General features: G+C 70.3%; 25 protein-coding genes. 10 read left to right on the top strand and 15 right to left on the bottom strand.

Annotation, left to right across the window (positions count from 1 at the left end; genetic code table 11):
• Positions 1-18 precede the first annotated feature (18 nt).
• Positions 19-2,586, bottom strand: a complete 2,568-nt coding sequence (locus ACQ860_RS20635) for a GNAT family N-acetyltransferase (RefSeq protein ID WP_431305204.1) — start codon at positions 2,584-2,586, stop codon at positions 19-21.
• Between the two features lie 117 nt (positions 2,587-2,703).
• Between ACQ860_RS20635 and ACQ860_RS20630 the strand changes: the two genes are divergently transcribed.
• From ACQ860_RS20630 to ACQ860_RS20610, 5 genes are all read left to right on the top strand, one after another.
• The gene (locus ACQ860_RS20630; RefSeq protein WP_431305203.1) at positions 2,704-3,645 is read left to right on the top strand and encodes a Bug family tripartite tricarboxylate transporter substrate binding protein; all 942 of its coding nucleotides are present in this window, start codon (positions 2,704-2,706) and stop codon (positions 3,643-3,645) included.
• A gap of 45 nt (positions 3,646-3,690) precedes the next feature.
• The gene (gene speB / locus ACQ860_RS20625) at positions 3,691-4,662 is read left to right on the top strand and encodes an agmatinase (RefSeq protein ID WP_431305202.1); all 972 of its coding nucleotides are present in this window, start codon (positions 3,691-3,693) and stop codon (positions 4,660-4,662) included.
• A 98-nt stretch (positions 4,663-4,760) separates the two neighbouring features.
• On the top strand, positions 4,761-5,696 hold the full coding sequence (locus ACQ860_RS20620) for a Bug family tripartite tricarboxylate transporter substrate binding protein (RefSeq protein ID WP_431305201.1): 936 nt from the start codon (positions 4,761-4,763) through the stop codon (positions 5,694-5,696).
• Positions 5,697-5,699: 3 nt separating this feature from the next.
• Positions 5,700-6,686, top strand: a complete 987-nt coding sequence (gene glsA, locus ACQ860_RS20615) for a glutaminase A (RefSeq protein ID WP_431305200.1) — start codon at positions 5,700-5,702, stop codon at positions 6,684-6,686.
• A 45-nt stretch (positions 6,687-6,731) separates the two neighbouring features.
• Complete coding sequence (locus ACQ860_RS20610) at positions 6,732-7,487, top strand: arginyltransferase (protein ID WP_431305199.1); 756 nt, start codon at positions 6,732-6,734, stop codon at positions 7,485-7,487.
• A gap of 132 nt (positions 7,488-7,619) precedes the next feature.
• On the opposite strand, the gene ACQ860_RS20605 is transcribed toward ACQ860_RS20610, so the two are convergent.
• From ACQ860_RS20605 to recO, 3 genes are read right to left on the bottom strand one after another with little or no spacing between them, the layout of a single operon-like run.
• Entirely contained in the window at positions 7,620-8,003 is a 384-nt protein-coding gene (locus tag ACQ860_RS20605) for a hypothetical protein (protein WP_431305198.1), read from the bottom strand.
• Positions 8,004-8,006: 3 nt separating this feature from the next.
• The gene (gene parC / locus ACQ860_RS20600; RefSeq protein ID WP_431305197.1) at positions 8,007-10,235 is read right to left on the bottom strand and encodes a DNA topoisomerase IV subunit A; all 2,229 of its coding nucleotides are present in this window, start codon (positions 10,233-10,235) and stop codon (positions 8,007-8,009) included.
• Entirely contained in the window at positions 10,225-10,977 is a 753-nt protein-coding gene (gene recO, locus ACQ860_RS20595) for a DNA repair protein RecO (RefSeq protein WP_431305196.1), read from the bottom strand. The genes parC and recO overlap by 11 nt, the downstream gene beginning before the upstream one ends.
• Positions 10,978-11,249: 272 nt before the next feature.
• On the opposite strand from recO, the gene ACQ860_RS20590 reads away from it, so the two are divergent.
• Entirely contained in the window at positions 11,250-12,008 is a 759-nt protein-coding gene (locus ACQ860_RS20590) for a hypothetical protein (protein WP_431305195.1), read from the top strand.
• A 135-nt stretch (positions 12,009-12,143) separates the two neighbouring features.
• Here ACQ860_RS20590 and era read toward each other — a convergent pair whose 3' ends face one another.
• The 11 genes from era to ACQ860_RS20535 form a co-directional block, all read right to left on the bottom strand.
• Positions 12,144-13,049: a GTPase Era gene (gene era, locus ACQ860_RS20585; protein WP_431305194.1), complete on the bottom strand. Its 906-nt coding sequence runs from the start codon at positions 13,047-13,049 to the stop codon at positions 12,144-12,146.
• Entirely contained in the window at positions 13,046-13,717 is a 672-nt protein-coding gene (gene rnc, locus ACQ860_RS20580; RefSeq protein WP_431305193.1) for a ribonuclease III, read from the bottom strand. The genes era and rnc overlap by 4 nt, the downstream gene beginning before the upstream one ends.
• 10 nt (positions 13,718-13,727) lie before the next feature.
• The gene (gene lepB, locus ACQ860_RS20575) at positions 13,728-14,465 is read right to left on the bottom strand and encodes a signal peptidase I (RefSeq protein ID WP_318648228.1); all 738 of its coding nucleotides are present in this window, start codon (positions 14,463-14,465) and stop codon (positions 13,728-13,730) included.
• 130 nt (positions 14,466-14,595) lie between these two features.
• Positions 14,596-15,006: a holo-ACP synthase gene (acpS, locus tag ACQ860_RS20570; protein WP_431305192.1), complete on the bottom strand. Its 411-nt coding sequence runs from the start codon at positions 15,004-15,006 to the stop codon at positions 14,596-14,598.
• Between the two features lie 121 nt (positions 15,007-15,127).
• A complete protein-coding gene (locus tag ACQ860_RS20565) occupies positions 15,128-17,389 on the bottom strand; it encodes a RelA/SpoT family protein (protein WP_431305191.1) in 2,262 nt (753 codons plus the stop codon).
• A gap of 10 nt (positions 17,390-17,399) precedes the next feature.
• Positions 17,400-17,795, bottom strand: a complete 396-nt coding sequence (gene rpoZ, locus ACQ860_RS20560; protein ID WP_213615049.1) for a DNA-directed RNA polymerase subunit omega — start codon at positions 17,793-17,795, stop codon at positions 17,400-17,402.
• A 97-nt stretch (positions 17,796-17,892) separates the two neighbouring features.
• Complete coding sequence (gene folK / locus ACQ860_RS20555; RefSeq protein WP_431305795.1) at positions 17,893-18,342, bottom strand: 2-amino-4-hydroxy-6-hydroxymethyldihydropteridine diphosphokinase; 450 nt, start codon at positions 18,340-18,342, stop codon at positions 17,893-17,895.
• A 44-nt stretch (positions 18,343-18,386) separates the two neighbouring features.
• The gene (locus ACQ860_RS20550) at positions 18,387-19,406 is read right to left on the bottom strand and encodes an alpha/beta fold hydrolase (protein ID WP_431305190.1); all 1,020 of its coding nucleotides are present in this window, start codon (positions 19,404-19,406) and stop codon (positions 18,387-18,389) included.
• An 82-nt stretch (positions 19,407-19,488) separates the two neighbouring features.
• Positions 19,489-19,944 carry an MgtC/SapB family protein gene (locus ACQ860_RS20545; protein ID WP_431305189.1) on the bottom strand — a complete coding sequence of 152 codons (456 nt, stop codon included), beginning with the start codon at positions 19,942-19,944 and terminating at the stop codon, positions 19,489-19,491.
• A complete protein-coding gene (locus ACQ860_RS20540; RefSeq protein WP_431305188.1) occupies positions 19,944-20,486 on the bottom strand; it encodes a glutathione peroxidase in 543 nt (180 codons plus the stop codon). Before ACQ860_RS20540 ends, ACQ860_RS20545 begins: the two co-directional genes overlap by 1 nt.
• Entirely contained in the window at positions 20,479-21,138 is a 660-nt protein-coding gene (locus ACQ860_RS20535; protein WP_431305187.1) for a sulfite oxidase-like oxidoreductase, read from the bottom strand. Before ACQ860_RS20535 ends, ACQ860_RS20540 begins: the two co-directional genes overlap by 8 nt.
• Positions 21,139-21,287: 149 nt before the next feature.
• On the opposite strand from ACQ860_RS20535, the gene ACQ860_RS20530 reads away from it, so the two are divergent.
• The 4 genes from ACQ860_RS20530 to ACQ860_RS20515 all read left to right on the top strand — a co-directional run bounded on the left by ACQ860_RS20530 (position 21,288) and on the right by ACQ860_RS20515 (position 25,242).
• Positions 21,288-22,265, top strand: coding sequence for a Bug family tripartite tricarboxylate transporter substrate binding protein (locus ACQ860_RS20530; RefSeq protein ID WP_431305186.1), 978 nt, complete (start codon positions 21,288-21,290; stop codon positions 22,263-22,265).
• An 88-nt stretch (positions 22,266-22,353) separates the two neighbouring features.
• The gene (locus ACQ860_RS20525) at positions 22,354-23,346 is read left to right on the top strand and encodes a Bug family tripartite tricarboxylate transporter substrate binding protein (protein ID WP_431305185.1); all 993 of its coding nucleotides are present in this window, start codon (positions 22,354-22,356) and stop codon (positions 23,344-23,346) included.
• A gap of 68 nt (positions 23,347-23,414) precedes the next feature.
• Entirely contained in the window at positions 23,415-24,125 is a 711-nt protein-coding gene (locus ACQ860_RS20520) for a GntR family transcriptional regulator (RefSeq protein WP_431305184.1), read from the top strand.
• A gap of 13 nt (positions 24,126-24,138) precedes the next feature.
• Positions 24,139-25,242 (top strand): 5-methyltetrahydropteroyltriglutamate--homocysteine S-methyltransferase, encoded by a 1,104-nt coding sequence (locus ACQ860_RS20515; RefSeq protein ID WP_431305183.1) that lies wholly within the window; start codon positions 24,139-24,141, stop codon positions 25,240-25,242.
• Positions 25,243-25,255 lie beyond the last annotated feature (13 nt).

The following is a 25,255-nucleotide window of genomic DNA, read 5'->3' as shown; positions in this document are numbered from 1 at the left end:
GCCGGAATCACGGCGGAATTACAGCGCCATCTTCGCCAGCATGATGTCGGGATCCTCCGGGCTGCGGCTGATGGTGAAACCCAGCTTCCGCACGAAGGCCAGCATGGGCGCGTTGTCCGCCAGCACATGGCCCACGATCTCGGTGACACCTTCGTGCCGCGCCCATTCCATCGCGCGCACCATCAGATGGCGCGCGAGCCCCGTGCCCTTGGCCGCCGGGCTCACCACCACCGCGAATTCGGCCGCGCTGCCCGCGCCCTCGCGGATGATGCGCGCGGTCCCGTAGTTCCGCCCCTCGCGCATGGCGATGAAGGCCATTTCACGCCCGTAATCGATCTGCGTGAGGCGCGCGAGCATGGCCGGCGGCAGCTCCTTCATCGCCGCGAAGAAGCGGAAGCGAACATCCTCGGGCGGCAATTCGAGGAAGAAGGCGCCCTGCGCCGCCGCATCCTCCGGACGGATCGGCCGCACCTCGAAGAGGCTGCCATCGCGCCCGGTGAACGGCGCCACCCACTCGACCGGATAGGGCGGGATGGCAAACAGCGCCGCGGCGCCCGGAGGACGCAGGCGCAGCGAGGCATCGGCCGCCACCACGCCCGAAGCATCGGCAAAGATCGGGTTGGCGCCGAGGGCCATGATCTCCGGGAAATCCACCTGGAGCTGGCTGATCCGCACCAGCGCATCGGCGATGGCGGTCTCGTTCACGGCGGGCCGGTCACGGAAGCCCGGCAGCAGGCGGGAAAGCCGTGTGCGCGCGATCAGCCCATGCGCCAGCGGCAGGTTCAGCGGTGGCAGCTCCAGCGCCTCGTCGGCCGCGATGTCGGCGGTGGTGCCGCCCTGGCCGAAGCCGATCCAGGGGCCGAACATCGCATCCTCGCCGAGGCGCAGGCGCAGCTCCATGCCGCCCCGCCGCGCCATGGGCTGCACGAGGAAGCCGCTGATGGTGGCCTCCGGCGCGCGGCGGGGCACTTCCTCGGCCATCTGCTCGGCGGCGGCGCGCACGCTGTCGAAATTCCGCAGGTTCAGCACCACCCCGCCCACCTCGCTCTTGTGGCGCAGCAAGGCGCGGATCTTGAGCGCGATGGGCGGCCCCAAGGCCACCGCCGCCACCGCGGCCTCCGTCGCGGTCGCCACACGGCGGGGGGCGAGCACGGGAATGCCATAGGCGGCCAGCACGGCCAGCGCTTCATCCTCGAAGAGGTCGCGCCGGCCTTCCGCGCGGGCGGTGGCGAAGATCGCGCGCACCGTGGCGCGGTCCGGCGTCAGCTCCAGCACGTCCGAGGCCGGAAGCTCCGCCGCCGTCGCCCGGTTGCGCTTTTCCTCCGCCAGGTGGGCCGCGCCGCGCACCACCGCTTCCGGCGTGTGGAAGACGGGCAGCCCCGCCTCGGTCAGTGCGGCCCGCTCGGCCCTGGCGCTCGCCTCGCCGGTCCAGCCAAGCAGGATGGGGGCGCCGCGATTGCCGCGCGCGGCCGTCGCGAAGGCCTCTGTGGGCGCGGCCTCCTGCTCGGGCGCGTGGAGTGCGATCACCACATCGACCTCGGCGGCGCCAGCCAGGATGCGCGCGGCCTGGGCGAGGCCCGCGCCCGCCCGGCTGCCGAGCGAGAGCGGGTTGCGCGCCTCCCACCCCGCCGGGATCAGCGGCGCCAGCAGGGCCTCGGTGGCCGGGCTGAAGCGGGCCAGCCGCAGCCCCTGCGCCAACGCCTCATCGGCCGCGAGGCGCGCGACACCCAGCCCATTGGCGATGATGGCGATGCGGTCCGCCTGGCCCGCGCCGCCGCGCGGCTTGGTGCGCGCCAGCGTCTCGGCCGCCGCCAGCCAATCCTCGAAACCCTCGGCGCGCAGCACGCCGGCGCGGCGCAGCACGGCTGCCATCACGCCATCCGCGATGCCGCTCGGGTCATCCATCCGCCCGCCCGCGCGCAAGGCCAGCACAGGCCGCGTCCGCGCCACCGCGCGCGCGGCGGAGACGAAGAGCCGCCGCTGCTTGATGCGCCGGATGTCGAGCATCACGCAGGCGGTGCCCGTGTCCCGCGCCAGCCAGTCGAGCCCCGAGGCGAAGCCCAGGCCATCATTGGAGCCCACGCCGATGATGTGGCTGAAGCCCAGCCCCTCCGCCGTCGCCCAATCGATCACCGCGCGCGCGATGGCCGAGGATTGCGCCATGAGCGCGAGCCGCCCGGGCTTGAGCGGCAGATGCGAGAGCGTCGCGTTCAGACCGATGCCGGGCAGCGCGAGCCCGAAGCTGCGCTCGCCCATCGCATGCACGCCCGCCGCCGCCGCCTTCGCCGCGAGGCCCGGGGCCGCCGTCGGCACCACCACCGCGAAGCAGCCGCGCGCGGCGATGCGCGCCATCTCCCGCGCCTGGGCTTCGGGCGGCACGCAAAGGATGGCGAGGTCCGGCGCGCCTTCCACGGTGGCGAAGCCATCGCCCATCAGTGCGCCGCGAAACCCGCCCTCGGTCAGGTTGCGCGTGAGGATGGCGGTTTCCGGCAATGCCGGGTCGGCCCGCAGCCAGACCGAGCGCGGCTGGAAGAAGGCGGTCTCGCGGAAGCCGCGGCCCGGCCGCCCGGTGAGGAGAAGCGACATAAAATAAGCATAGCAACAGGGGCGGGCTCTGGGGGAGGTTCCCCCGCGCGCCTCCCCTGCTCTAGGCTCATGCCGGAGCGGCCCCGCAGAGGACCGCCGAACAGGGAAGGAACGACCATGCGAAGCCTCTTCGCGCGGCTGGCCGCGCTTGCCATCCTCGCTTTGCCCGGTGCGGCATATGCCCAGGCGCCCATCACCGTCGTCGTGAACTTCGTGGCCGGCGGCCCGTCGGACCTGATGGGACGCCTGCTGGCGCCCGAGCTTTCGGCGGCGCTGGGCACCCAGGTGGTGATCAAGAACAGCGTCGGCGCCGCCGGCGGCATCGGCGCGGCGGAAGTGGCGCGCGCCCGGCCGGACGGCGCCACGCTGCTGCTCTCGCCCATCGGCGCCATGGCGATCCAGCCGCATTTCCGCGCGGACCTGCCCTACAGGCCCGCTGATTTCGCGCCGATCTGCCAAGTGGCCGATACGCCCGTGGTGGTGATGTCAGCCCCCGGCAGCCCGCTGCGGAGTCTCGCCGAGGTCGTCTCCCGCGCGCGGGAGGCGAATGGAAGCTTCAACTTCGGCTCCACCGGCCCGGGCTCGCTGCCGCATATCGCGACCGTGGCCCTGGCGCGCGCGGCCGGCGTGCCGATGACGCACATCCCCTATCGCGGCAATGCGGAGGCGGTGACGGCGCTGCTGCGCGGCGATGTCAGCATCTTCGCCGACCAGCCGGGCACGCTGCGCGCCAACAACCTCCAGGCCGTGGCCCTGCTGGCCGAGCGCCGCACCGCGGAATTCCCCAACACGCCGACGGCGCGCGAGCAGGGCGCGGACCTGGTCTATTCCATCTGGTCCGGCCTGTTTGCCCCGGCCGGCACGCCGCCGGAATTCCTGGCCCGCGTCGAGGCCGCCTGTCAGCGCGCGCTGCAGGCGCCCGCCGTGATCGAGGGGTTCCAGCGCCTCGCCACCCCCATCGTCTTCCGCAACCAGCGTGACTTCGCGGCCTTCTGGGCCTCCGAGCTTGAGAAGTTCCGCGGCATCGTCCAGGCGGCGGGGATTCGCCCGGGCGACTAAGCAGGGTTAGGCTCCTTCTCCGCGCAGAGAAGGAGCTTCCCCCGCATGTCCGATTGGCCCCGCCCGCTGGATGGCATCAGCATCCCCCGCTACGCCGGCCCCTGCACCTTCATGCGGCTGCCGGTGCGCGAGGACGCGACGGGCCTCGACATCGCGCTGATCGGCATCCCCTTCGACGGCGGCACCACCAACCGCCCCGGCACCCGCCACGGCCCACGCCAACTGCGCGAGGCGTCCGGTCTCATGCGCCGCGTGCATCCGATCAGCCTGACCGAGCCCTATACCCTCTGCCGCGTGGCGGATGTCGGCGACCTTCCCACCAACCCGACCGACCTCATGCAGACGCTCGACCTCGTGACCGAGGCGGTGGCGAAGATCCGGCGCGCCGGCGCCTGGGCGCTGGCGGCGGGCGGCGACCACCTGCTCTCCCTGCCCCTGCTGCGCGGCATCGCCCGCGCCGAGCCCGCCCTCGGCCCACTCGGCATGGTGCATTTCGACAGCCACTCGGACACGAACGACACCTATTTCGGCGGCACGCGCTACACCCATGGCACGCCCTTCCGCCGCGCCATCGAAGAAGGCCTGCTGGACCCGAAGCGGGTGGTGCAGATCGGCATCCGTGGCTCGCTCTATTCGGCTGAGGACATGGATTGGGCGCGCGAGGTGGGCATCCGCATCATGACGATCGAGGAATGCGTGGATCTCGGCCCCGACGCCGTGGCGGCCGAGGCCCGGCGCGTGGCCGGCCCCGGCCCCGCCTACCTCACCTTCGACATCGACAGCATCGACCCCGCCTTCGCGCCCGGCACCGGCACGCCCGAGGTGGGCGGCTTCACGCCCCGCGAGGCGATGCGGATTCTCCGTGGCCTGCGCGGCCTGGACGTCATCGCGGCCGACCTGGTCGAGGTCTCGCCGCCCTATGACCCCTCGGGCAATACGGCGATGGTGGGTGCGACCATGATGTTCGAGATCCTGTGCCTGATGGCTGAAACACGGGCACGTTTGCGCCCTCTCTGAGGCAGATCGGGGCTGGGGGCGCGAAATTCCGCCCCCGCCCCGCCTGTCACGCGCGGCGCGGGCGCGCGAGCCTCTGGCGTCCAATTGGGAGAGCCCCGATGCGCCGCGCCCTTCTGCTTCTTGCCTGCCTTGCCCTGCCGCTCGCGGCGGCGAGGGCCCAGACGCCCATCACCATCGTCGTGAATTTCGGCGCCGGCGGCTCGGCCGATCGGATGGCCCGCCTCATGGCGCCCGAGATGAGCGAGATGCTGGGCACCCAGGTCATCGTGAAGAACACGACCGGCGCAGGGGGCGCCATCGGCGCGGCGGAAGTCGCGCGCGCCCGGGCGGATGGCAACACGCTGTTGCTCTCCACCACCGGGCCCATGGCGATCCAGCCCTTCTTCCGCAACGACCTGCCCTATCGCGTCACCGATTTCGCGCCGCTCTGCCAGGTTGGCGACGCGCCGGTGATGATGATGGCTGCCCCCACCGGCCCGGTGCGCGACGCGGCCTCGCTCGTCGCCACCGCGCGCGCCGCGCGGGGTGGCTTCACCTATGGGTCGGCCGGCCAGGGCTCGATCCCGCACATCGTCATGGTGGCACTCGCCCGCCAGGCCAATGTCGAGATGGTGCACGTCCCCTTCCGCGGCAGCGCCGAGGCGGTGATCGCGCTGCTGCGCGGCGATGTCATGGTCTATGCCGACCTTCCGGGGCCGCTCCAGGCCAACAACCTCACCGCGGTCGGCGTGATGGCCGAGGCGCGCACGGCCGAATTCCCCCATGTGCCCACGCTGCGCGAACAGGGCTTCGACCTGGTGCATTCCATCTGGGCCGGCCTCTTCGCGCCGGCCGGCACGCCGCCCCCCGTGCTCGACCGCCTGCAATCCGCCTGCGAGCGCGCCTTGCAGCGCCCGGCCGTGATCGAGGGCTTCCAGCGGATCGCCACCCCCATCACCTATCGCGGGCAGCCGGAGTTCGCGGCCTATTGGCGGGCCGAGCTTGAAAAGTTCCGCGCCATCGTCCAGGCCGCCGGCATCCGCCCCGGAGACTGACATATGTCGACGGAACTTCAGCGCCCCGAGATCGAGCGCATCCTGCCGCGAATCCTGGCCCGCTATACCCCGCTGCGCGAGGGCGCGCTCGCCGACTACATCCCCGAGCTGGCCCGCGTGGAGCCGGACAGCTTCGGCATCGCCATCGCGACCGCCGAGGGCCATGAGTTCAGCGTGGGCGAGGCTGAGCGTCCCTTCACCATCCAGTCCATCTCCAAGGCGCTGACCTTCTGCCTGGCGCTCGAGCTGGCCGGGCCCCAGGCGGTGCGCGCGCGCGTCGGCGTGGAGCCGAGCGGCGACGCCTTCAACGCCATCGAGTTCGATCCGGTGACCCGCCGGCCCTACAACCCCATGGTGAATGCCGGGGCCATCGCCATTTCAGGCCTGCTGTATGGGGTGCTGGGCGAGGCCGCCTTCGAGACGGTGCTGGACCGCCTCTCCCAGGCGGCGGGCCGGCGCCTGGCACTGGACGAGGCGGTCTATCGCTCCGAGGCGGAGACCGGGCACCGCAACCGCGCCATCGCGCATCTCCTGCTTTCGGCCGGCGCGCTCGCGGGCCCGGTGGAGCCCGTGCTGGAGCTGTATTTCAAGCAATGCTCCATCCTGGCGACCGCGACCGACCTCGCGCGGATCGGCGCCACGCTGGGCCATCTGGGCGAACAGCCCTGGACCGGCCGGCAGGTCTTCGAGGTCGGGGCGGTGCGGGACACGCTCTCCGTCATGTTCAGCTGCGGCGTCTATGACTATTCGGGCAATTGGGCGCATGACGTGGGCATTCCGGCCAAGAGCGGCGTGGGCGGGGGCATCCTGGGCATCGTCAGCCGGCAGTTGGGGCTGGCCACCTTCTCACCGCGCCTCGATGCGCGGGGCAATTCGGTCCGGGGGGTCGCCGTGTTCAAGAGCCTGGCGGCCGAGCTCGGCCTGCATGTCTTCGACGCCACGAACCGCGGATCGGCGCTGATTCCCACCTATTTCAAGGTGCCGGACTGAGCTGCCCGGGTTGCAACGGCGACGCCGAGACGCAAATATCGGGGCTTGCAAAGCAGAACCCGACGCCCGCAATTCTTCTACACGACCACCCCCCTCCCCTGCCCCTATCTGCCGGGCCGGACGGAGCGGAAGATCGTGACCGAATTGACCGGCCCGGATGCCGAGGCGCTGCACGACCGCCTCTCCCGCGCGGGGTTCCGCCGCAGCCATAACATCGCCTATTCGCCGGTCTGCCCCGGCTGCCGCGCCTGCGTGCCGATCCGCGTGCGCGCGGCCGACTTCATGCCCAACCGCACCCAGCGCAAGATCATCGCCCGCAACGCCGACCTCGAGGTGCGGCCCGTGCCCGCCCGCGCCACGGCCGAGCAATTCGCCCTCTTCCAGCACTACCAGCAGACGCGCCACCCGGGCGGCGACATGGCGGCGATGGGCTTCTACGACTATCGCGCCATGGTGGAGGACACGCCCATCACCACGGGCCTGGTCGAGTTCCGCGACGGCACGGGCCGGCTGCTCGGCGCCTGCCTGACCGACTGGCTCTCGGACGGGCTCTCCGCCGTCTACAGCTTCTTCGCCCCCGAGGAGGATCGCCGCAGCCTCGGCGCCTATGCCGTGATGTGGCTGCTGGGCGAGGCGGTGCGCGGGGGTCAGCCCTATGTCTATCTCGGCTATTGGGTCGCGGAGAGCCGGAAGATGGCCTACAAGGCCGGCTACCGGCCGGCCGAGGTGCTGGTCCAGGGGCAATGGACGCCGCTCGGCGAGGATGCGCCGGTCTCGGGCGAGAGCGTCATCGCGGGCTGACGGCCCGGAGCCAGACCCAGAAGTTCAACGCGCCCGAAACACATCCGGCCGCACCGCGGCCGGCGCCGCCCCACAGACCTTATGGCGCGGCGAAGCCAAGCGCGCGGAGCGGGCGCCCGGCGTCTGAGGGCATCATCTAACTCTTGTGGACACCCGGCGCAGGTCATAGACCATCTGGCAGCGGCGGCCGGGATGGCTGCCGGTGAAGCGGCGCGCATTGTTCGCGCCCTCGAAGATCTGCCCCGTGCCCGCGCCGAACAGGCCGAAGGGCGGCAGCGTCACCGCGCCATTGGCGCCCACCGTCGCCTCCAGCGGCGGGTCGCCCGGCAGGGCGTCAATCTCGAAGCGGTTGCCGCGCAGCCGCGCCGTCACCCGAGCCTGCCCCGAGCGGCCGGTCGCCTGGCATTCCTGGACGCGCGTGCCCTCATAGGTGCCGTCATGCGGGCTGGTGCGCTGTTGCGCCTGGGCCGGCAGGGCCAGGGTGAGGAAAAGACCGGCGAGAAGAATACGGCGCATCATTCAGCTCCCGAAGCGGTTGCCGCGGGGGAAACCATTGGGCGGGGCCTTGCCCGCCCCGGCGCGGTTGCCCCGCCAGGTGGTGAGGTCGGTCTCGACGCGCATGCGCTCGCCCAGGCGCCAGCTCAAGCCCTCCGCGCGGGTGAAGACCTTGGCATCCGCGAGCCCGCCATCCTTGTAGGATTGCAACTGCACGCCACGGCCTCGCGTCATCACGGGCAATTGCTCGATCGGGAAGACCAGCAGCTTGCGGTTCTCGCCCAGCACGGCCACGTGGTCGCCCTCGGCCGGCACGCAGAGGGCGGCGCGGGTCATGCCCTCCAGCACCAGCACCTGCTTGCCCGTGCGCTTCTCGGCCAGCAGTTCGGCGCCCTCCACCAGGAAGCCCTTGCCGTCCCCGGCGGCGACGAGGTAGCGGGCACCCTCCGTGGGCAGGAACATCGCCAGCACGCCATCCTCGTTGGGCAGATCAATCATCAGGCGCAGCGGCTGGCCATCGCCGCGACCGCGCGGCAGCGTATCGGCGCGCAAGGTATAGGCCTTGCCGTTGCTGGCGAAGATGACGAGGCGGTCGGTGCTCTGCGCGTGCAGGCGGAAGCCGAGCTGGTCGCCCTCCTTGAAGCGCAGCTCGGCATCCTCGGCGAGGTGCCCTTTCAGCGCGCGGATCCAGCCCTTCTCCGACAGCACCACGGTCAGCGGCTCGCGCTCGATGAAGGCGCTCTCATCCACGGCGACGGCGGGCAGGCCGGAGCCGATGGCGGTGCGGCGGTTGCCCAGCGCGCCATCGCCGAACTTCTTCCGCGTCTCCTCGATCTCCTTGCCGATCGCCGCCCATTGCCTGGCCGTGCTGGCAAGCAGGGCCTGCAGCCCCTTCTGTTCCTTGCTGAGCTTCTCGTGCTCGCGCCTGATCTCCATCTCCTCCAGGCGGCGCAGCGCGCGCAGCCGCATGTTGAGGATGGCTTCCGCCTGCACGTCGGTCAGGCTGAAGGCGGCCATCAGCTTGGGCTTCGGCTCATCCTCCGTGCGGATGATGCGGATCACCTCGTCGAGGTTCAGATAGGCGATGAGGTAGCCGTCCAGCACCTCCAGCCGCCGCGCGATGGCGGCGAGGCGATGGTTGGTCCGGCGCAGCAGCACCACATGGCGGTGGTCGAGCCAGGCGCGCAGCGCCTCGCGCAGCGACATGACGCGCGGCGTGCGGTCGGCATCGAGGACGTTCATGTTCAGGCTGAAGCGGCTTTCCAGCTGCGTCGCGCGGAACAGCGTCTCCATCAGCACGGCGGGCTCCACCGTGCGGTTGCGCGGCTCCAGCACCAGGCGCACCTGATCCGTGCTCTCGTCGCGGATATCGGCCAGCAGCGGGAGCTTCTTCTCCTCCAGCAGCAGCGCCACCTGCTCGATCAGCTTGGACTTCTGGACCTGATACGGGATCTCGGTGACGACGATGCTCCAGGCACCACCCTTCGCGCGCTCGACATCCCATTTCGCGCGCAGGCGGAAGCCGCCGCGGCCGGTGGCATAGGCTTCGGCGATGTTCTCCGCACTCTCCACCAGCACGCCGCCGGTCGGGAAATCCGGGCCGGGCACATGGGTCAGCAGCTCGGCATGGCTGATCTGGGGGTTGGCGATGAGCGCGAGTGCGGCGCTGCACAGCTCGCCCGCATTGTGCGGCGGGATGCTGGTCGCCATGCCGACGGCGATGCCCGTCGCGCCATTGGCCAGCAGATTGGGGAAGGCGGCGGGCAGGACGACGGGCTCTCGATCCTCGCCATCATAGGTGGCGCGGAAATCTACCGTGTCCTCGTCAATGCCGGAGAGCAGCGCCTGCGCCACCTCGGTCAGCCGCGCCTCGGTGTAGCGCATGGCGGCCGCGTTATCGCCGTCGATATTGCCGAAATTCCCCTGCCCCTCGACGAGGGTGTAGCGCGCGGCGAATTCCTGCGCCTGGCGCACCAGCGCGTCATAGATCGAGGCATCGCCATGCGGGTGGTACTTGCCCATCACGTCGCCCACGATGCGCGCGCATTTCTTGAAGCCGGCATCGGGGTCGAGCTTGAGCTGGTGCATGGCCCAGAGCAGGCGGCGATGCACCGGCTTCAGCCCATCCCGCACATCCGGCAGGGAGCGCGCCATGATGGTGGACATGGCATAGGCGAGGTAACGCCCGCTCAGCGCCTCGCCGAGCCGCGTCTCGCGGATCTCCCCGCCCTCTTTCACCACATCATCGGCCATCGCTGGCTCCCGTCATCAAGGTCAAGCGGTCCTGCAGGGCCTCCCGCGCGGGGGGGAGCGGGCGGTGCTGCAGGCCGAAGGCATCGCGGGTGAGGAAAAAGCCTGTCACGCGGAGTCCCGCAAGCCATTCCTGCACATCGGAGGGCTGCGTGGGGTCGCGCAGGAAGGCCGGCAGGGGGAGAAGGCGGTCGGCATAGGGTGCGCCGGCCTCGGCCGAGACCGCGCGGCCGGACTTGGGGGAGACGAAGACGAGGTTTTCCGTGGTGCCGGTGGCGGCGCAGGCCGTGAGGTCGAGGCCGTAGCCGAGTTCGGCGAGCAGCGTCGCCTCCCAATGGACGAGGCGCGGCAGGGCGTGTTCCGGGCCGCGGGCGAGCGCCGCGATCACGCCGACCAGGCCGTGGAAGCAGCCCGGATGCGCCTCGCGCTCGGGGAGCGCGCCCTCGGCCACGGCGCAGGCGGCGGTGAGGACGGAGAGCGCCAGCGGGTCGTCCAGCGCCAGGGAGGCGGCGGCATGCACCATCTCGCCCGAGAGGCTGCCGAGCTGATCCGCCAGCCGCGCCACCCAGCGCGCCTCGACCAGGTTGCCCGGCTGCCAGAGCGCGGCCTGGGCGCGCGAGGCGCCGCCCTTGGCAAGGCCGGCGTGGCGGCCATGGGCTTCGGTGAGCACGGTGACGACCGCGGCCCCCTCGCCATGCGGGCGGGCGGCCAGGACCACGGCGGGGGCGTGCCATTCAAGGGACATAGAGAGGGATTAGCGGGAATTGGGCACGGAGTCGTGGGTTGGCCGAAAGCGGACAGACGGTTGCGGCGCAGCCGGCATACTCAGCGAACCCTCTTGAGCCGCGCCACGTTAGGTAGTTGTCGATCCCTACAAGCTTTACCTCGAAGATCCGACACGCCCACCAGCGAGTCCTGCTTGCCGCAGCCGGACGGAGTTGGCACACACGCCCTGGAAAGTCGTGAGTAAGCCCACTCCCGTCACAAGTTGACCTGGCGGCATAACAGGAACGCGGCATGCTGCCTTCGACTCACTCAGACGATGCAGTCTTCGAGGAATTACTTGAAGGCTTCCAGACAGACGTTGCGACAGCCGCGCGATGTTTCTACGCGATAGCGGCGATAAATCACCTCGCGGGGAACGACGCTGGCCTCCTCGCAAAGTTGAACGAGGCTCCAGACTTTTGGAATCTTGTGCAGCGAGCGAACCAGACAACGTTGTTCATCGCGCTCGGCCGAACCTTTGACCAAGGTAAAGACGCGCGCCACAGCCTCGATAAGCTGGTCACTGCTGCGCAGGCCAACAACCGCGAACTGTTTACCGCGCAGCGCCTCGCTGACCGCAAACGCAGGACCAGCGACAATGCCGACAGCTGGCTCCCCGATTACCTGAAGGGCACCTACGTCCCAACGGCGCGCGATTTTCGGGCCGTTCGGACCGCCCGTGATCGCTATCGGAAGGTTTTTGAAGCGTCGTATCGTCCCATCCGGACCGAAATCTACGCACACCCTATGGCTTCCAAAAGCGAGGCGGTGGACCTCTTCTCAGCAACGCGGGTGTCGGAACTACAGCGCATCATCCGCTTCCTGCAGCGCCTCGGCGACGGCCTTTGGGCGCTGTACTGGAACGGCGACAACCCCATGAAGCGTCGGCCATTTCCACCTATTCACATCGAACGGCTCGTCGCCAGTGCCTTTCAGGGCGGGTTCAGTTCCGACCAGCAGATCATCGTGGATGCGACCCGCCGGGTGATGGAGCAGCTGAGAAAACTCTGATCTACCTCACGCTTCTACCCGCCGTACCCGGCAGATCCGGCTTGTTCCAGGATGTACGCTTTGAGGGATTAGCCAGTCAGCCGGGCGCACCCGACATGGGCGCGAGGCAGCTAAACAAGCGCAAGCACACTCCCCTCACCCCTCATCCTCCAGCCCCAGCGCCCTGATCCGCCCCGTCTCCTCATCCCAGCCCGGCCGTTCCTTCACATTGAGGAACAGGTGGATCGGCCGCTCCAGCAGCGCCGTCAGCTCCAGCCGCGCCCGCCGGCCGATCTCCTTGATGCGCGCCCCGCCATCGCCGATCAGGATCGCCTTCTGCGAGGCGCGGCCGACATAGATGGTGCAATCCACCCGCGCGCTGCCATCCGGCCGCTCGGTCCATTGCTCCGTCTCGACGCTCGCGTGATGCGGCACTTCCTCATGCGTCTGGCGGAGGATCTGCTCGCGCACCACCTCGGCGGCCAACATGCGGTTCGGCAGGTCGGAAAGCTCATCCTCCGGGAACATCCAGGGGCCGGGCTGCATGGCTTCCGCCAGCTTGGCGCGCAGCCGGTCGAGGCCCTTGTTCTTCTCGGCCGAGATCATGAAGGTCTCGGCGAAGGGCAGCATCTCGTGCAGCTTCGCCGCCAGCGGCAGCAACTGCTCGCGCTCGATCAGGTCCACCTTGTTCAGCGCGAGCCAGACGGTGCGCTTCTGCTCGGCGAGCCGCTCGATGATGCCGCGCACCGTCTCGGTGATGCCGGTCTTCGCATCCACCAGCAGCAGCGCGAAATCGGCGTCCTTCGCCCCACCCCAGGCAGCCGAGACCATGGCCCGATCCAACCTGCGGCGCGGGGCAAAAATCCCGGGCGTGTCGACCAGCACGATCTGCGCCTCGCCCTCGATCAGCACGGCCCGCACGCGGAAGCGCGTGGTCTGCGGCTTGGGCGAGACGATGGTCACCTTGGTGCCCGCCATCGCGTTCACCAGCGTGGACTTGCCCGCATTGGGCGCGCCCAGGATGGCCACGAAGCCGCAACGCTGGGCCGATACATCACTCATGTCGAAATCCCTGATAGCCAGGCCTCGGCCGCCGCCTGTTCCGCCGCGCGCTTGCTCTCGCCCATGCCCTCGGCCGAGCGGCCGGCCGCCGTCACCTGCACGACAAACACCGGCGCATGCGAGGGGCCGCTGGTCGAGAGCATCGCATATTCAGGCAGGCCGAGCCCCCGCCCGAGCGTCCATTCCTGCAGCCGGTTCTTGGCGCTGACCGGCGGCTTGGCGTCCATCGCCATGGCCTCGGCCCATTCGCGCCGCACCACGGCGCGCGCCACTTCGAGCCCGCCATCCAGATACAGAGCCCCCAGCACCGCCTCCAGCGCATCGGCCAGCACGGTGGCACGCGCACGCAGCCCTGTCCGCCCCTCGGAGGGCGGCACGCGCAGCGCGGCGGCGAGCCCCATGCGCTCGGCGATGGGGGCGATCACCTCCTGCGAGCAGAGCGTGGCGAGCCGCTTGCCGAGGTCCCCCTCGCGCTCCTGCGGGAAGCGTTCGGCCAGCCATTCGGCCATGCAGAGCCCCAGCACGCGGTCACCCAGGAATTCCAGGCGCTCGTTCGAATCGAGCATGCGCCGGCGCGGGTCAGCCGCCGAGCGATGGGTCAGCGCATGCTCCAGCAGGCCCGGATCGCGGAAACGGTGCCCCAGGCGCTCCTGCAGCCCGGCGGTCATCGGCGGCCGTCTATCGGACGGCGCTCAGCAGGCGGGAGTAGCGGATGGCGAAGGGCCAGCCCCAGACCTCCCACCAGCGCGCGCTGCCATCCACCGAGAAGAAGATGAACTCCGCCCGGCCCACCAGATTCTCGATGGGGATCATCCCCACGGCACTCGGCACGCGGCTGTCCAGGCTGTTGTCCCGGTTGTCGCCCATGGCGAAGACGTGGCCATCGGGCACGCGGAACTCCGGCGTATTGTCGAGCGGCCCGTCATCCGATTGCTCGATGATGAGGAAGCTGCGCCCACCCGGCAGGAATTCGCGGTACTGCTGCACCGTCATGCGCGGCCCGTCGCCCTCCGCCACGAAGGGGCCGAGCGATTCGCGGCGCAGCGGCTGGCCGTTCAGGTGCAGGATGCCGCGCCGCACCTGCACGATGTCCCCCGGCAGGCCGATGATGCGCTTGATGTAGTCCTGGCTCGTGTCGCGCGGCAGCTTGAACACCGCGACATCGCCCCGCTCGGGCGTCGTCCCCCAGATGCGGCCCGAAAACAGGTTCGGGCTGAAGGGCATGGAATGCCGCGAATAGCCGTAGGAATACTTGGAGACGAAGAGGTAGTCGCCCACCAGCAGCGTCGGGATCATCGAGCCCGAGGGGATGTTGAACGGCTCGAAGGCGACCGTGCGGATGCCGATGGCGATCAGCGCGGCATAGACGATCGTCTTGACGCTCTCGAGCCAGCCGCCCGTCTTCTTCTTCGACATCAAGGAGGAGCTTTTCGCCATGGAAAGGGGGGGACCACCGGGGGAACTGCAGGGTTGAGCGCACGGGGTTGCGGGTGTCAAGGAAGGCCGCTCCCTTCCGCCGAAAAGAGCGGCCCTGGCGCCCGTGCCTTCAGGTGCCGAGCGGCACCGCGCTGATGATCACGATGGCGCTGGCGTAAGGGTACTCATCCGTCATCGTCAGCTGGATCTCGGCCCGGTGGCCGGGCGGCGTCATCGCCTTCAGCCGCTCCGCCGCCCCGCCCGTCAGGCGCAGCGTGGGCTTGCCCGAAGGCAGGTTCACCACGCCCAGATCCTGCATGAAGACGCCGGCGCGGAAGCCCGTGCCCAGCGCCTTGCTCGCCGCCTCCTTGGCCGCGAAGCGCTTGGCATAGGTGCCGGCCCGGATGCGCTCCGTCCGCCGCTCCGCCTTCGCGCGCTCCAGGGGGGTGAAGACGCGCTCCAGGAAGCGCTGGCCATGCCGTTCCATCACCTGCTCGATCCGGCGGATGTCGCACACATCGTTTCCTATCCCGAGGATCATCGAGGCCCCATCAAAAGCTGTTACGCGCTCCGAGAATCCGGCCGCGAAGCGGCCGGAGGGAGCGCCCGGCGCTACTGGGCACAAGAAAAGGGCGCGCGACCAGTCCGCGCGGCGATGGACGTCATCCGCGCGCCCGATCCACCCGCACCACGCCTTCGCAGGCGCGCAGCGTGCCCATCACCTCGGCCAGGTGCTTCGTGTCCCGCACTTCCACGTCCAGCGCCAATTCGCACTCGTCATCCTCGCGGCGGGAGAGGCGCAGGTTGGTCAGCGTGCCCTTCTGCTTGCTGATGGCATTGGCCACGCCCGAAAGCAGTTGCGGCCCGTTCACCGCCGAGACCGACAGCCGCACCACATGCGCGGCCGGGCCCAGCGCCTCCTGCTCCCAGTCCACGTCGAGGAAACGCTCCGGCGTCGCCACGAAATTCTCCAGCATGTGGCAATCCTGGGTATGGACCGTGACCCCCTTGCCCGTGGTGACGATGCCGACGATGCGGTCGCCCGGGATGGGGTGGCAGCACTGGGCGAAATGCAGCTGCATGCCCGCCACCACGCCGGTGATGGGGGCCGCGGGCACCGCCGTCTGGCTCTTGCCGTTGCGCCCGCCCAGCCGCCCGCGCGGCCCCACCAGCCCCATCGGCTCCAGGCCGCGCGCCGGCGTGCGGAGCTCCGGAAAGGCCGCGTTCACCACGTCGCGCGCCGAGATGCTGCCGGCGGCCACCGCGTGGAACATCTCCTCGATGCCCGATTGCCTGAGCGCCTTCACCGCCGGCTCCAGCAGCTTCTCCTGGAACTCGAGGCCGTTCTGGCGGAAGGCCTTGACGATGGCGGTGCGCCCCTCGTCGCGCTGCCGCTGCTTCTCCTCGGCCTGGGCGAAGCGGCGGATGCGCGCTTGTGCCTTGCCCGACTTCACGAACTTCATCCAGGCCGGGTTGGGCTGCCCGCCCTTGGCCGTGATGATCTCGACCTGGTCGCCGTTCAGCAGCTTGTGATCGAGGCGCACGATGCGCCCATTCACCTTGGCGCCGACGCAGGTGTCGCCCACCTGGCTGTGCACGTGATAGGCGAAGTCCACGGGCGTGGCGCCCTGCGGCAGCTCGATCAGGTCGCCCTTGGGCGAGAAGCAGAAGACCAGCTCCCGATGGAGTTCGAGCTTCGTCGCCTCCATCGCGTCCTGGACCTCGGGCTCGGTCTCCAGGATGTCGATCAGCGCGCGGACCCAGGGGTAGCTTTTCGCCGCCGCCGCCTGGCCGCCCTGCTTGTAGACCCAATGCGCGGCGAGACCGTATTCGGCGATGTGGTGCATCTCCCGCGTGCGGATCTGCACCTCGATCTTCGCCTCGTCCCGCCGCCCCGGCAGCAGCACGCCCGTATGCAGCGACTGGTAGCCATTGGTCTTGGGCGTGGAGATGTAGTCCTTGAAGCGGCCCGCGATCACCTTGAAGGCATCATGGATGGCGCCGAGCGCCATGTAGCAATGCGCGCGCTCGGGCACGATGATGCGGAAGGCCATCACATCCGAGAGGCCCTCGAACGCCACGTTCTTCGCCTGCATCTTGCGCCAGATGGAATAGGGCGATTTCTCGCGGCCCGAGACCTCCTCGACCGGCACGTTGTTGATCTCGAGCGCCTCGCGCAGCTCGGCCTCGATCTCGGGGATGATGTCGGCCGAGCGGCCGCGCAGATAGGTCAGGCGCTGGGCGATGGTGGCCCAGGCATCGGGGTTCAGTTCGCGGAAGCCCAGCGTCTCCAGCTCGGTCTTCAGCGCCTCCATGCCGATGCGCTCGGCGAGAGGCGCGTAGATGTCGAGCGTCTCGCGCGCCGTGCGCAGCCGGCTCTCGGGCTTCGTCACGAAGCCGATGGTCCGCATGTTGTGCAGCCGGTCGGCCAGCTTCACGAGCAGGACGCGCAGATCCTCGCTCATCGCCAGCAGCAGCTTGCGGAGATTCTCGGCCTGCTTGGTGCGCTCGCTCTGCACCTCGATGCGGGAGAGCTTGGTCACCCCATCCACGAGGCGCGCGATCTCGGCGCCGAAGCGCTTCTCGATCTCGGCGAGGCTGTGGGGCGTGTCCTCCACCACGTCATGCAGCAGCGCGGTGGCGATGGTGGCGCTGTCAAGGTGGTAGCTCGCCAGGATCTCGGCGACGGCCACGGGATGGATGATGTAGGGCTCGCCATTCTGGCGGGCTTGGGCCGCATGGGCTTCGGCCGCGAAGCGCCCGGCGCGCAGGATCAGGTCGGCGTCGAGGCGGGGGTCGGCGGCGGTGACGCGGCCGCAGAATTCGAGGACGGCATCCAGGCCCGGGACTGGCGCCGCGCCACCCGAGACGCCATCCGGCGCGCGCGCCACCACCGGCTCATCCGGGGTGGCGCCAGGTTTCACCGGGGGGCGCTCAGTCGCCTCGGCCGCCGAGCTCGGCGGCCAGCTGGGCTTCCAGGTCGTCGGGCGAGAAGTCGTCGCCGCCCATATCGGCCGGCAGCTCCTCGTTCACGTCCATCACGCCGAAGATGTTCTCGTTCGTGTCGATCAGGTCCATCACCTCGTCCTCGACGGGCTCCGGCTCCGGCGCGCGGCTGAGCGACTTGATGAGGTCCTGCTCCAGGGCGGGCAGTTCGACCGTCTGCTCGGCGATCTCGCGCAGGGCGACGACGGGGTTCTTGTCATTGTCGCGGTCGAGGGTCAGGCTCTCGCCCCGGCTGATGTTGCGGGCGCGCTGGGCCGCGAGCAGGACGAGCTCGAAGCGGTTGGGAACCTGGAGGACGCAGTCTTCGACGGTAACGCGCGCCATGGGGCACCTCGGGGGCAGCAAGTGACAGGGGCGGGCGCGAGATGTTGCGCCGCGGCGAAACTTCCAGATAAGCGTTGCGGCCCGACTCCGCAAGCGCTCAGGGCCCGAGCGGCGCGATCTCCTGCGGGGGCAGGCGTGCGATCAGCGCATCCACCCCCGCCCCCGCGCGCGGATGCCGCCAGCGGGGCGCCACCTCGGCCAGCGGGCGCAGGACGAAGGCGCGCTCATGCAGGCGCGGGTGGGGCAGGATGAGGCCCGGGCCGTCCCGCAGCGCGCCGTCGCAATCCAGCAGGTCGAGATCGAGCGTGCGCGGCGCATTGGGATAGGGCCGGGCGCGGTGATGCGCCGCCTCGATCGCATGGAGTGCCGCCAGCAGCGCCTCGGGATCGGCCTCGCCCTCCAGCCGCGCCACGCCGTTCACGAACCAGGGGGCGCCCGGCATGGGCGGGATGGGCGCGCTCTCCCACCAGCGGGAGAGCGCCCGCAGCCGCAAACCGGGCAGCGCGTCCAGCGCCGCCGCCGCCGCGCGGCAGGTTGCGCGCGGCAGTGTGCCATCGGGCGTGGGCAGGCTGGCGCCGATGCCGATCAGGATCAGCGCATCAGCCCCTTCGACTGGATCCAGGCCTGGATGCGGGCGGCGACCTCATCGCTGTTCGTGTCCATCATCATCATGTGGGAGGAGCCGGCGATCCCGGAAGCCGGCAGGTCCAACGTCTCGGCGACGCCGCCCGCGGCGCGGATCTGCTCCTGCCAGCGGGTCACATTGGTTCGGACGCCGCGCCAGAAGGCATTGCCCTCGATATGGTCGCCCCAGACGACCAAGTGCGGAATGCCCCGCACCCGCGCCGCATCGGCGGTCGCGGGCGGCGCACCCGACGGTTCGATCGCGATGATGGCGCGCACCTTGTCGGGCGCGGTCAGCGCCGCGTTGAAGGCGAAATTGCCGCCCTGGCTGTGCACGACGATCACGCAGGGGCAGGCGGCCTGGACATAGGCGTCATAGGCCGCCTGGATCTGCCGGTCCGTCGTCGCCCAGCGCGGCACGGCCTGTGCCATGAACTGGTCCCAGGCGGGAACGGGGAAGCGCGTGTTGTCGAAGGCGCGGCGCTGGGCCGGATTGGCGTTCCAGCCCTCCTGCGGGCCCACGCGGAAGAGGCCCCAGCCCTCGCCCATGGTGCGGAAGACCGGCTCGCCCGGGAGGATTTCGGGGAAGCGCGCCCAGCCGCTCCGGCCGCGCTCCATGGCGTCGGATGTGAAGACGTCATGGCCCTGGCGGAGGAAGAACATCTGCCAACCCGGCCGCCCATCGGGCGTGGTCTCAAAGGTCACGCCGGTCAGGCCGCCGCCATGCCAGAGCAGCAGCGGATAGCGGGCGCGCGGGTTTTGCAACCGGACGTATTGGGCATACATCTGCTCGACGCGGAATTGCCCGTTCGGATTGAGCCGCATGGGCGGCGCGCCCGGGGAGAAGACGATCTCGCGCGTCTCCAGCCCCTCGATGGTGGCGATGCGGCCGCCGATGTGCAGGCTGCCGATCTCGCGCACCGCCAGCGGCTCCTGCGCGAGGGCCGGGAATGCGGCGAGCAGTGCCGCCGCGATGAGTTTCTTCATGGGTTTCCTCCGCCTTCATGGGCGGGGCGAAGGCTAGACCTGGGGCCTTCGGGGGAACAAGGGCACGCACATGAATTGGGGCTCAATCCTCGTGCGGGCTGTCCTGCCGGGGCGCCGGCCGGCGGCGGCGGACGAAGTCCGTGACCGGGCGCAGCAGGATGTTCACCGCCAGCACCATGGCGGCCAGCAGCAAGGCGCCGATCGTCTCGGCAGCGCCCGCCAGCAGGCCGATCGCGGCCACGCACCACATGGTGGCCGCGGTGGAGAGGCCGCGCACCGTCGTCCCGTCGCGCATGATCATGCCCGCGCCGAGGAAACCCACGCCCGTCATCACCGCGCCATAGCCGGCGCCGAGATTGGCGGGCGTCACCTGGGCCAGCATCAGGTCGGCCACCGCCGCGCTGGCGAGTGCGACCAGCGCGCAGGTGCGAAGCCCGCCCGGCTTGTGCCGCCATTCCCGTTCGGCGCCCACCGCCGCCCCCAGCAGGAAGGCGAGCGGCAGGCCATAGAAGGTGGCATCCGCCGGCAGGAACTCCATCAGGCCGAGGGCGGCGCCGCCAGCGCCGCCTCGATGGCGCGGAGCATGGGAGGCGAGTCCGGCGCGGTCTGCGTGGAAAAGCCCTGCACGCGGCGCCCGTCGCGGCTCACCAGGTATTTGTGGAAATTCCAGCGCACCGGCCCCGCCTCGCGCGCCGCCCAGGCGAAGAAGGGGTGGGCGCGCTCACCCCGCACATGGTTCAGCGCCGTCATCGGGAAGGTGATGCCGAACATCCCGTCGCAGAAGTCGCGAATCTTCCGGGCGTCGTTGCTTTCCTGGTTGAAGTCGTTCGACGGCACGCCCACCACCGTCAGCCCGCGCGCCTCATGCGCGTCATGCAGGCGTTGCAGCGCGGCGTATTGCGGGGTGAAGCCGCAGAAGCTCGCCGTGTTCACCACCAGCAGCACGCGGCCGCGATACTGCGCGAGCGGCATGGGCCCGCCCTCCAGCGCCTGGAAGGTGAAGTCGAAGGCATTGGGCGTGCTGGCGAGCGCCGGTGTGCTCAGGGCCAACCCCGCCAGAAGCGCGCGGCGATCAACCATAGCGTTCCTCCAGCCAGGGGTCGGCGTTGTTGTGATAGCCGCGCACCTCCCAGAAGCCGGGCTGGTCCTCGGCGCGGAGCTCGATGCGCGTCACCCATTTCGCGCTCTTCCAGAAGTAGTAGCGCGGGATGACGACGCGCGCCGGGCCGCCATGCACGCGCTCCAGCGGCGCGTTGTTCCAGCTGTGCGCCACCAGCGCATCCTCGGCCGCGAAGACTTCGAGCGGCACGTTCGTCGTGTAGCCGTCATAGGAATGGAAGACGATGAAGCGCGCCTCGGGCCTGGGCCGCGCCAGTGCGAGCAGCTCCCGCGCGGCGACGCCGTGCCAGATGTTGTCGTAGCGGCTCCAGGCCGTCACGCAGTGGATGTCGTTCTTCCATTCGCGCTGCGGCAGCGCCTGGAAGGCGTCCCAATCCAAGGCGAGCTTATTCTCGACCAGCCCCTCCACGCGCAGGCGCCAGCGGTCGAGCTTCACCTCCGGCTGCACGCCGAGGTCGAGCACGGGGAAATCGGTGACGAGGCGCTGTCCGGGCGGCAGGCGGTCCTGCCCGGCCATGCCGGTCAGCAGCCGGCCCTCGCGCGCCCATTTCTCCTTGCTGCTGATCAGCTTGTCCTTCACCGCGCCGGTGAGGGTGACGTCGTCTTCGGCCATGGGTCGGTTCCTTCGCGTGCGCCATAGGTGCCACTTCGTGCCCGCGATGCAAGATGAACGGCAACGCGACCCCTGTTCCCTGCCGGGTGATTGCATTATGTCCACCCCGGGACGAAATGCCGGTGCGCCTGTTGCAACCGGAGATGACCATGACCAACCGCCGCCAGCTTTTGGCCGCCCTCGCCGCAACCCCCGTGCTGGCGGCGCCCGCGCTGGCACAGACGCGCTGGGCGCCGAGCCGTTCCGTCCGCCTCGTCGTTCCCTTTCCCGCGGGCGGCAGCCCGGATGTGCTGACCCGCCTCATGGCGCCGCATGCCCAGGCGGCGCTGGGCCAATCCGTGCTGGTCGAGAACCGCACCGGCGCCGGCGCCACCGTCGGCTCGGGCTTCGTGGCGCGCGAGGCGCCGGATGGCCACACCGTGCTGGCGGCCACCATCTCCTCCCTGACGGCGCCTTTCATGATGAACCCCGCGCCCTATGACCCGGTGCGGGATTTCCGGGCGCTCAGCCTGCTCGCCATCACGCCGACCGTCCTCGTCGTCCGCCCCGACTTCCCGGCGCGGACCGTGCAGGAGTGGCACCAGGTCATCCAGCGCAATCCGGGCCGCTTCACCTTCGCCTCGGGCGGCGTGGGCAATCCCGCGCATCTGGCGGGCGAGCTCTACCGCTCGATGACGGGCGCGAACATCACCCATGTCGCCTTCCGCGGCAGCGCGCCCGCGCTGGTGGAGCTGCGCGCCGGCCGGGTGGATTTCTCCATCCTCGACCTGCCCTCGGCCGCCGCCATGATCGCCGATCGCAGCATCCCCGCACTCGCCGTCGGCACCGCCGAACGCCTGCCCACCCTGCCCGACCTGCCCACGCTCAGCGAGACCGTGGTGCCCGGCTTCGAGGCCTATTCCTGGGTGATGTGGTGGCTGGCCGCCGCCACGCCCGACCCCATCGCCGCCCGCCTGCAGGAGGTGGCGAACGAGGCGCTGCGCCAGCCCGATGTCCAGGCCCGCGGCGCCCAGGCGGGCTTCCTGCTGCGCGGCACGGATGCCGCCGCCGCCCGCGCCCATGTGACGGCCGAGAGCGAGAAATGGGGCCGCATCATCCGCGAGCGGAACATCGTCTTCGACGGCTGATCCGTCGAATCGTGATGGACAAATCGTTGCACGCCCGCCATATGCGCCCCGTCCCGGAACGGCGGGGCGCATTCCGGGAGTGAACCGCATGTCCGACATCACCCTTGGCCGCCGCGCCCTCGCCGGGCTGCTCGCCGCCCCTGCCCTGGCCCCCGGCCTGGCGGCCGCGCAGGAGGCCTACCCGAGCCGCCCCATGCGCTTCATCGTCCCGGTCGCCGCCGGCGGCTCGGCCGATGCCCAGGCGCGCCGCGTGGCGCAACGCCTGGCCGAGCGCTGGGGCCAGCCGGTGGTGGTGGAGAACCGGCCCGGCGCCAACGGCATCGTCGCCGTGCAGAACTTCCTGCAGGCGCCGCCCGATGGGCACACGGTCTTCGCCACGCCCTCCGGGCCCATCGCGATCAACCCGAGCCTCTACCGCAACCTCCCCTACGACCCCTTCCGGGATTTCAGCTTCGCCTCGCTGATCAGCGTGATCCCGCTGGTGCTGGCGGTGCATCCCTCCGTGCCCGCCAACAACCTGGCCGAACTGGTGGCACTGACGCGGCGCCAGGGTTCGGGCTTCGCCTTCGCCAATGCGGGCGTGGGCACGCCCTCGCACCTCTCCATCGCCATGTTCCGCAGCATGGCGGGCGGCGGCGACGTGACCTCGGTGCCCTTCGGCGGCTCGGCGCCGGGACTGACCTCCATCGTGGCCGGCCAGACCCAGGCGATGTTCGACGCGGCGGTCTCCATCGCGCCCTTCATCCGCGACGGGCGGCTCAAGGCCATCGGCGTGGCGCATGGCGAGCGCCTTTCCATGCTGCCCGAGGTGCCGACGCTGATCGAGCAGGGCGCGCCCAATTTCCTCTCCGCCACCTGGATGAGCCTCTGCACCCATGCGGCGACGCCGCGCGAGCGCACCGCGCGCCTCGCCGCCGAGGTGGATTCCATCCTGGCCGAGCCCGCGCTGCGCGAGCTGCTGACCAACCAGGGCGCCTTCGTGCAGGGCGGCACGCCCGAGCAATTCGCGGCCTTCGCCCGCGCCGAGGCAGAGAAGTGGGGCCGCCTCGTGCGCGAGACGGGCGCCAGCGTGGACGCGTGAGGCCAACGCGCAGCTGGGTTACTTTGTAACGTATTGCATGCAATAAGGCGCTGCGCCAGAAGCGGCGCATGGCCGGCCATCCCACCCGCATCGCCCAGGCGCTGCGCGCCCGTATCTTCGCGGGCGAGCACCCGCCCGGCAGCCGCCTCGCCGAGATCCCGCTCGCCGAGGCGCTCGGCGTCTCCCGCACGCCGATCCGCCTCGCGCTGGCTCAGCTGGAGGCGGAGGGCCTGGTCCAGGCCTCGCCCGGCGGCGGATTCCTGGTGCGCCGCTTCACCCTGCCCGAAATCGAGGACGCCATCGCCGTGCGCGGCCAGCTCGAAGGCATGGCCGCCCGCCTCGTCGCCGAGCAGGGCCTGGCCCCGGCCGCGCGCCAGGCGCTGGAGGCCTGCCTCGCCGCCGGCGACGCGGCGCTGGAAGCGCCCGCCCTCGATGCCGTGGCGCTCGACGCCTATGGCGACATGAACACCCGACTGCATGCAATCCTGCTGGAGGCGGCCGGCAATGCCGCGCTGAACCGCGCGCTGGCCGCCATCACCGCCCTGCCCTTCGCCGCCGCCTCCGCCCTCGTCCCGCATGAAGGCAGTGCGGCCGCGCGCCATGCGCTGCTGCGCCACGCGCACCACCAGCACCACCTGCTGGTCGAGGCGCTGGCCGCCGGCCAGGGCAGCCGCGCCGAGGGGCTGATGCGCGAACACGCCGAGAATGCTCGCCGCAACCTCCGCCTGATCCTCGCCACCGGCGAGCCGGGGGTGACCCCGCTCATCATGCAAGCCTGAAGAAGGAAACACCATGTCCAAGCCGCCCTTCCGCGCCGACCATGTCGGCAGCCTGCTCCGCCCCATCCCGCTGCGCGAGGCGCGCGCCGCCCGCGCCGCCGGGACGCTCAGCCCCGAGGCGCTGCGCGCCGCCGAGGACGCCGCGATCACCACGGTCATCGCCGAACAGAAGGCCATCGGCCTCAAGGCCGTCACCGATGGCGAGTTCCGCCGCGCCTTCTGGCATTTCGACTTCCTGGCGGGCCTGGGCGGCGTGGAGATGTACGAGGCCGACCAGGGTATCCAGTTCCAGGGCGGCCAGACCAAGGCCTATGGCCTCAAGGTCACGGGCCCCATCCGCTATGAGGGCCACCCCTTCGTGCGCGACTACGGCTTCGTGGCGGCGAATGCCGGCGGCGCGGCGCCCAAGATCACCATCCCCTCCCCCTCCGTGCTGCATTTCCGCGGCGGGCGCCGCGCGGTGGATGCCCACACCTACCCGGACATGGCGGGCTTCTTCGCCGATCTGGGCGAAGCCTATGCCGCGGCCGTGGCCGATTTCGCCGCCGCCGGCTGCCGCTACCTCCAGCTCGATGAGGTGAACATCGCCTATCTCTGCGACCCCGAGCAGATCGCGCAGCTCAAGGCGCGCGGCGAGGAGACGGAGGGGCTGCTCGGCAAATACGCCGAGCTCATCAACCGCGCCATCGCCGGCCGGCCGGAGGACATGTTCGTCTCCATGCATCTCTGCCGCGGCAATTTCCGCTCCATGCACATCGCCCAGGGCGGCTACGACCCGGTGGCCGAGGTGCTGTTCAACGGCATCAACGTCAACGCCTACTTCATGGAGTATGACGATGAGCGCTCCGGCTCCTTCGCGCCGCTGCGCTTCCTGCCGAAGGGCAAGACGGTCGTGCTCGGCCTCGTCACCTCCAAGCGCGGCGCGCTGGAATCGAAGGAGCTGCTGAAGCGTCGCATCGAGGCGGCGGCGAAATACGCGCCGCTCGAGCAGCTCGCCATCAGCCCGCAATGCGGCTTCGCCTCGACGGAGGAGGGCAATGTGCTCACCGTCGAGGAGCAATGGGCGAAGCTGCGCCTCTGCGTCGAGGTGGCCGAGGAGGTCTGGGGCGGCGTGTGAGCCTGATCGTCCC

Origin of the sequence: Sediminicoccus sp. BL-A-41-H5 (assembly GCF_050632405.1) — a bacterium.
GTDB lineage: Bacteria > Pseudomonadota > Alphaproteobacteria > Acetobacterales > Acetobacteraceae > Roseococcus.
The sequence above is the reverse complement of the archived record's forward strand: the minus strand, read 5'-3'. Positions and strand labels throughout refer to the sequence as shown.

Coding starts and splice junctions, on each gene's coding strand:
- ACQ860_RS20535 (WP_431305187.1), bottom strand. CDS start 21,138: ATGGCCGAAGACGACGTCACCCTCACCGGCGCGGTGAAGGACAAGCTG.
- ACQ860_RS20605 (WP_431305198.1), bottom strand. CDS start 8,003: ATGCGCCGTATTCTTCTCGCCGGTCTTTTCCTCACCCTGGCCCTGCCG.
- lepB (WP_318648228.1), bottom strand. CDS start 14,465: ATGTCGAAGAAGAAGACGGGCGGCTGGCTCGAGAGCGTCAAGACGATC.
- ACQ860_RS20525 (WP_431305185.1), top strand. CDS start 22,354: ATGTCCGACATCACCCTTGGCCGCCGCGCCCTCGCCGGGCTGCTCGCC.
- ACQ860_RS20545 (WP_431305189.1), bottom strand. CDS start 19,944: ATGGAGTTCCTGCCGGCGGATGCCACCTTCTATGGCCTGCCGCTCGCC.
- ACQ860_RS20520 (WP_431305184.1), top strand. CDS start 23,415: ATGGCCGGCCATCCCACCCGCATCGCCCAGGCGCTGCGCGCCCGTATC.
- rpoZ (WP_213615049.1), bottom strand. CDS start 17,795: ATGGCGCGCGTTACCGTCGAAGACTGCGTCCTCCAGGTTCCCAACCGC.
- glsA (WP_431305200.1), top strand. CDS start 5,700: ATGTCGACGGAACTTCAGCGCCCCGAGATCGAGCGCATCCTGCCGCGA.
- ACQ860_RS20530 (WP_431305186.1), top strand. CDS start 21,288: ATGACCAACCGCCGCCAGCTTTTGGCCGCCCTCGCCGCAACCCCCGTG.
- ACQ860_RS20635 (WP_431305204.1), bottom strand. CDS start 2,586: ATGTCGCTTCTCCTCACCGGGCGGCCGGGCCGCGGCTTCCGCGAGACC.
- acpS (WP_431305192.1), bottom strand. CDS start 15,006: ATGATCCTCGGGATAGGAAACGATGTGTGCGACATCCGCCGGATCGAG.
- ACQ860_RS20540 (WP_431305188.1), bottom strand. CDS start 20,486: ATGGTTGATCGCCGCGCGCTTCTGGCGGGGTTGGCCCTGAGCACACCG.
- ACQ860_RS20630 (WP_431305203.1), top strand. CDS start 2,704: ATGCGAAGCCTCTTCGCGCGGCTGGCCGCGCTTGCCATCCTCGCTTTG.
- speB (WP_431305202.1), top strand. CDS start 3,691: ATGTCCGATTGGCCCCGCCCGCTGGATGGCATCAGCATCCCCCGCTAC.
- ACQ860_RS20590 (WP_431305195.1), top strand. CDS start 11,250: ATGCTGCCTTCGACTCACTCAGACGATGCAGTCTTCGAGGAATTACTT.
- recO (WP_431305196.1), bottom strand. CDS start 10,977: ATGTCCCTTGAATGGCACGCCCCCGCCGTGGTCCTGGCCGCCCGCCCG.
- ACQ860_RS20550 (WP_431305190.1), bottom strand. CDS start 19,406: ATGAAGAAACTCATCGCGGCGGCACTGCTCGCCGCATTCCCGGCCCTC.
- ACQ860_RS20515 (WP_431305183.1), top strand. CDS start 24,139: ATGTCCAAGCCGCCCTTCCGCGCCGACCATGTCGGCAGCCTGCTCCGC.
- ACQ860_RS20620 (WP_431305201.1), top strand. CDS start 4,761: ATGCGCCGCGCCCTTCTGCTTCTTGCCTGCCTTGCCCTGCCGCTCGCG.
- rnc (WP_431305193.1), bottom strand. CDS start 13,717: ATGACCGCCGGGCTGCAGGAGCGCCTGGGGCACCGTTTCCGCGATCCG.
- parC (WP_431305197.1), bottom strand. CDS start 10,235: ATGGCCGATGATGTGGTGAAAGAGGGCGGGGAGATCCGCGAGACGCGG.
- era (WP_431305194.1), bottom strand. CDS start 13,049: ATGAGTGATGTATCGGCCCAGCGTTGCGGCTTCGTGGCCATCCTGGGC.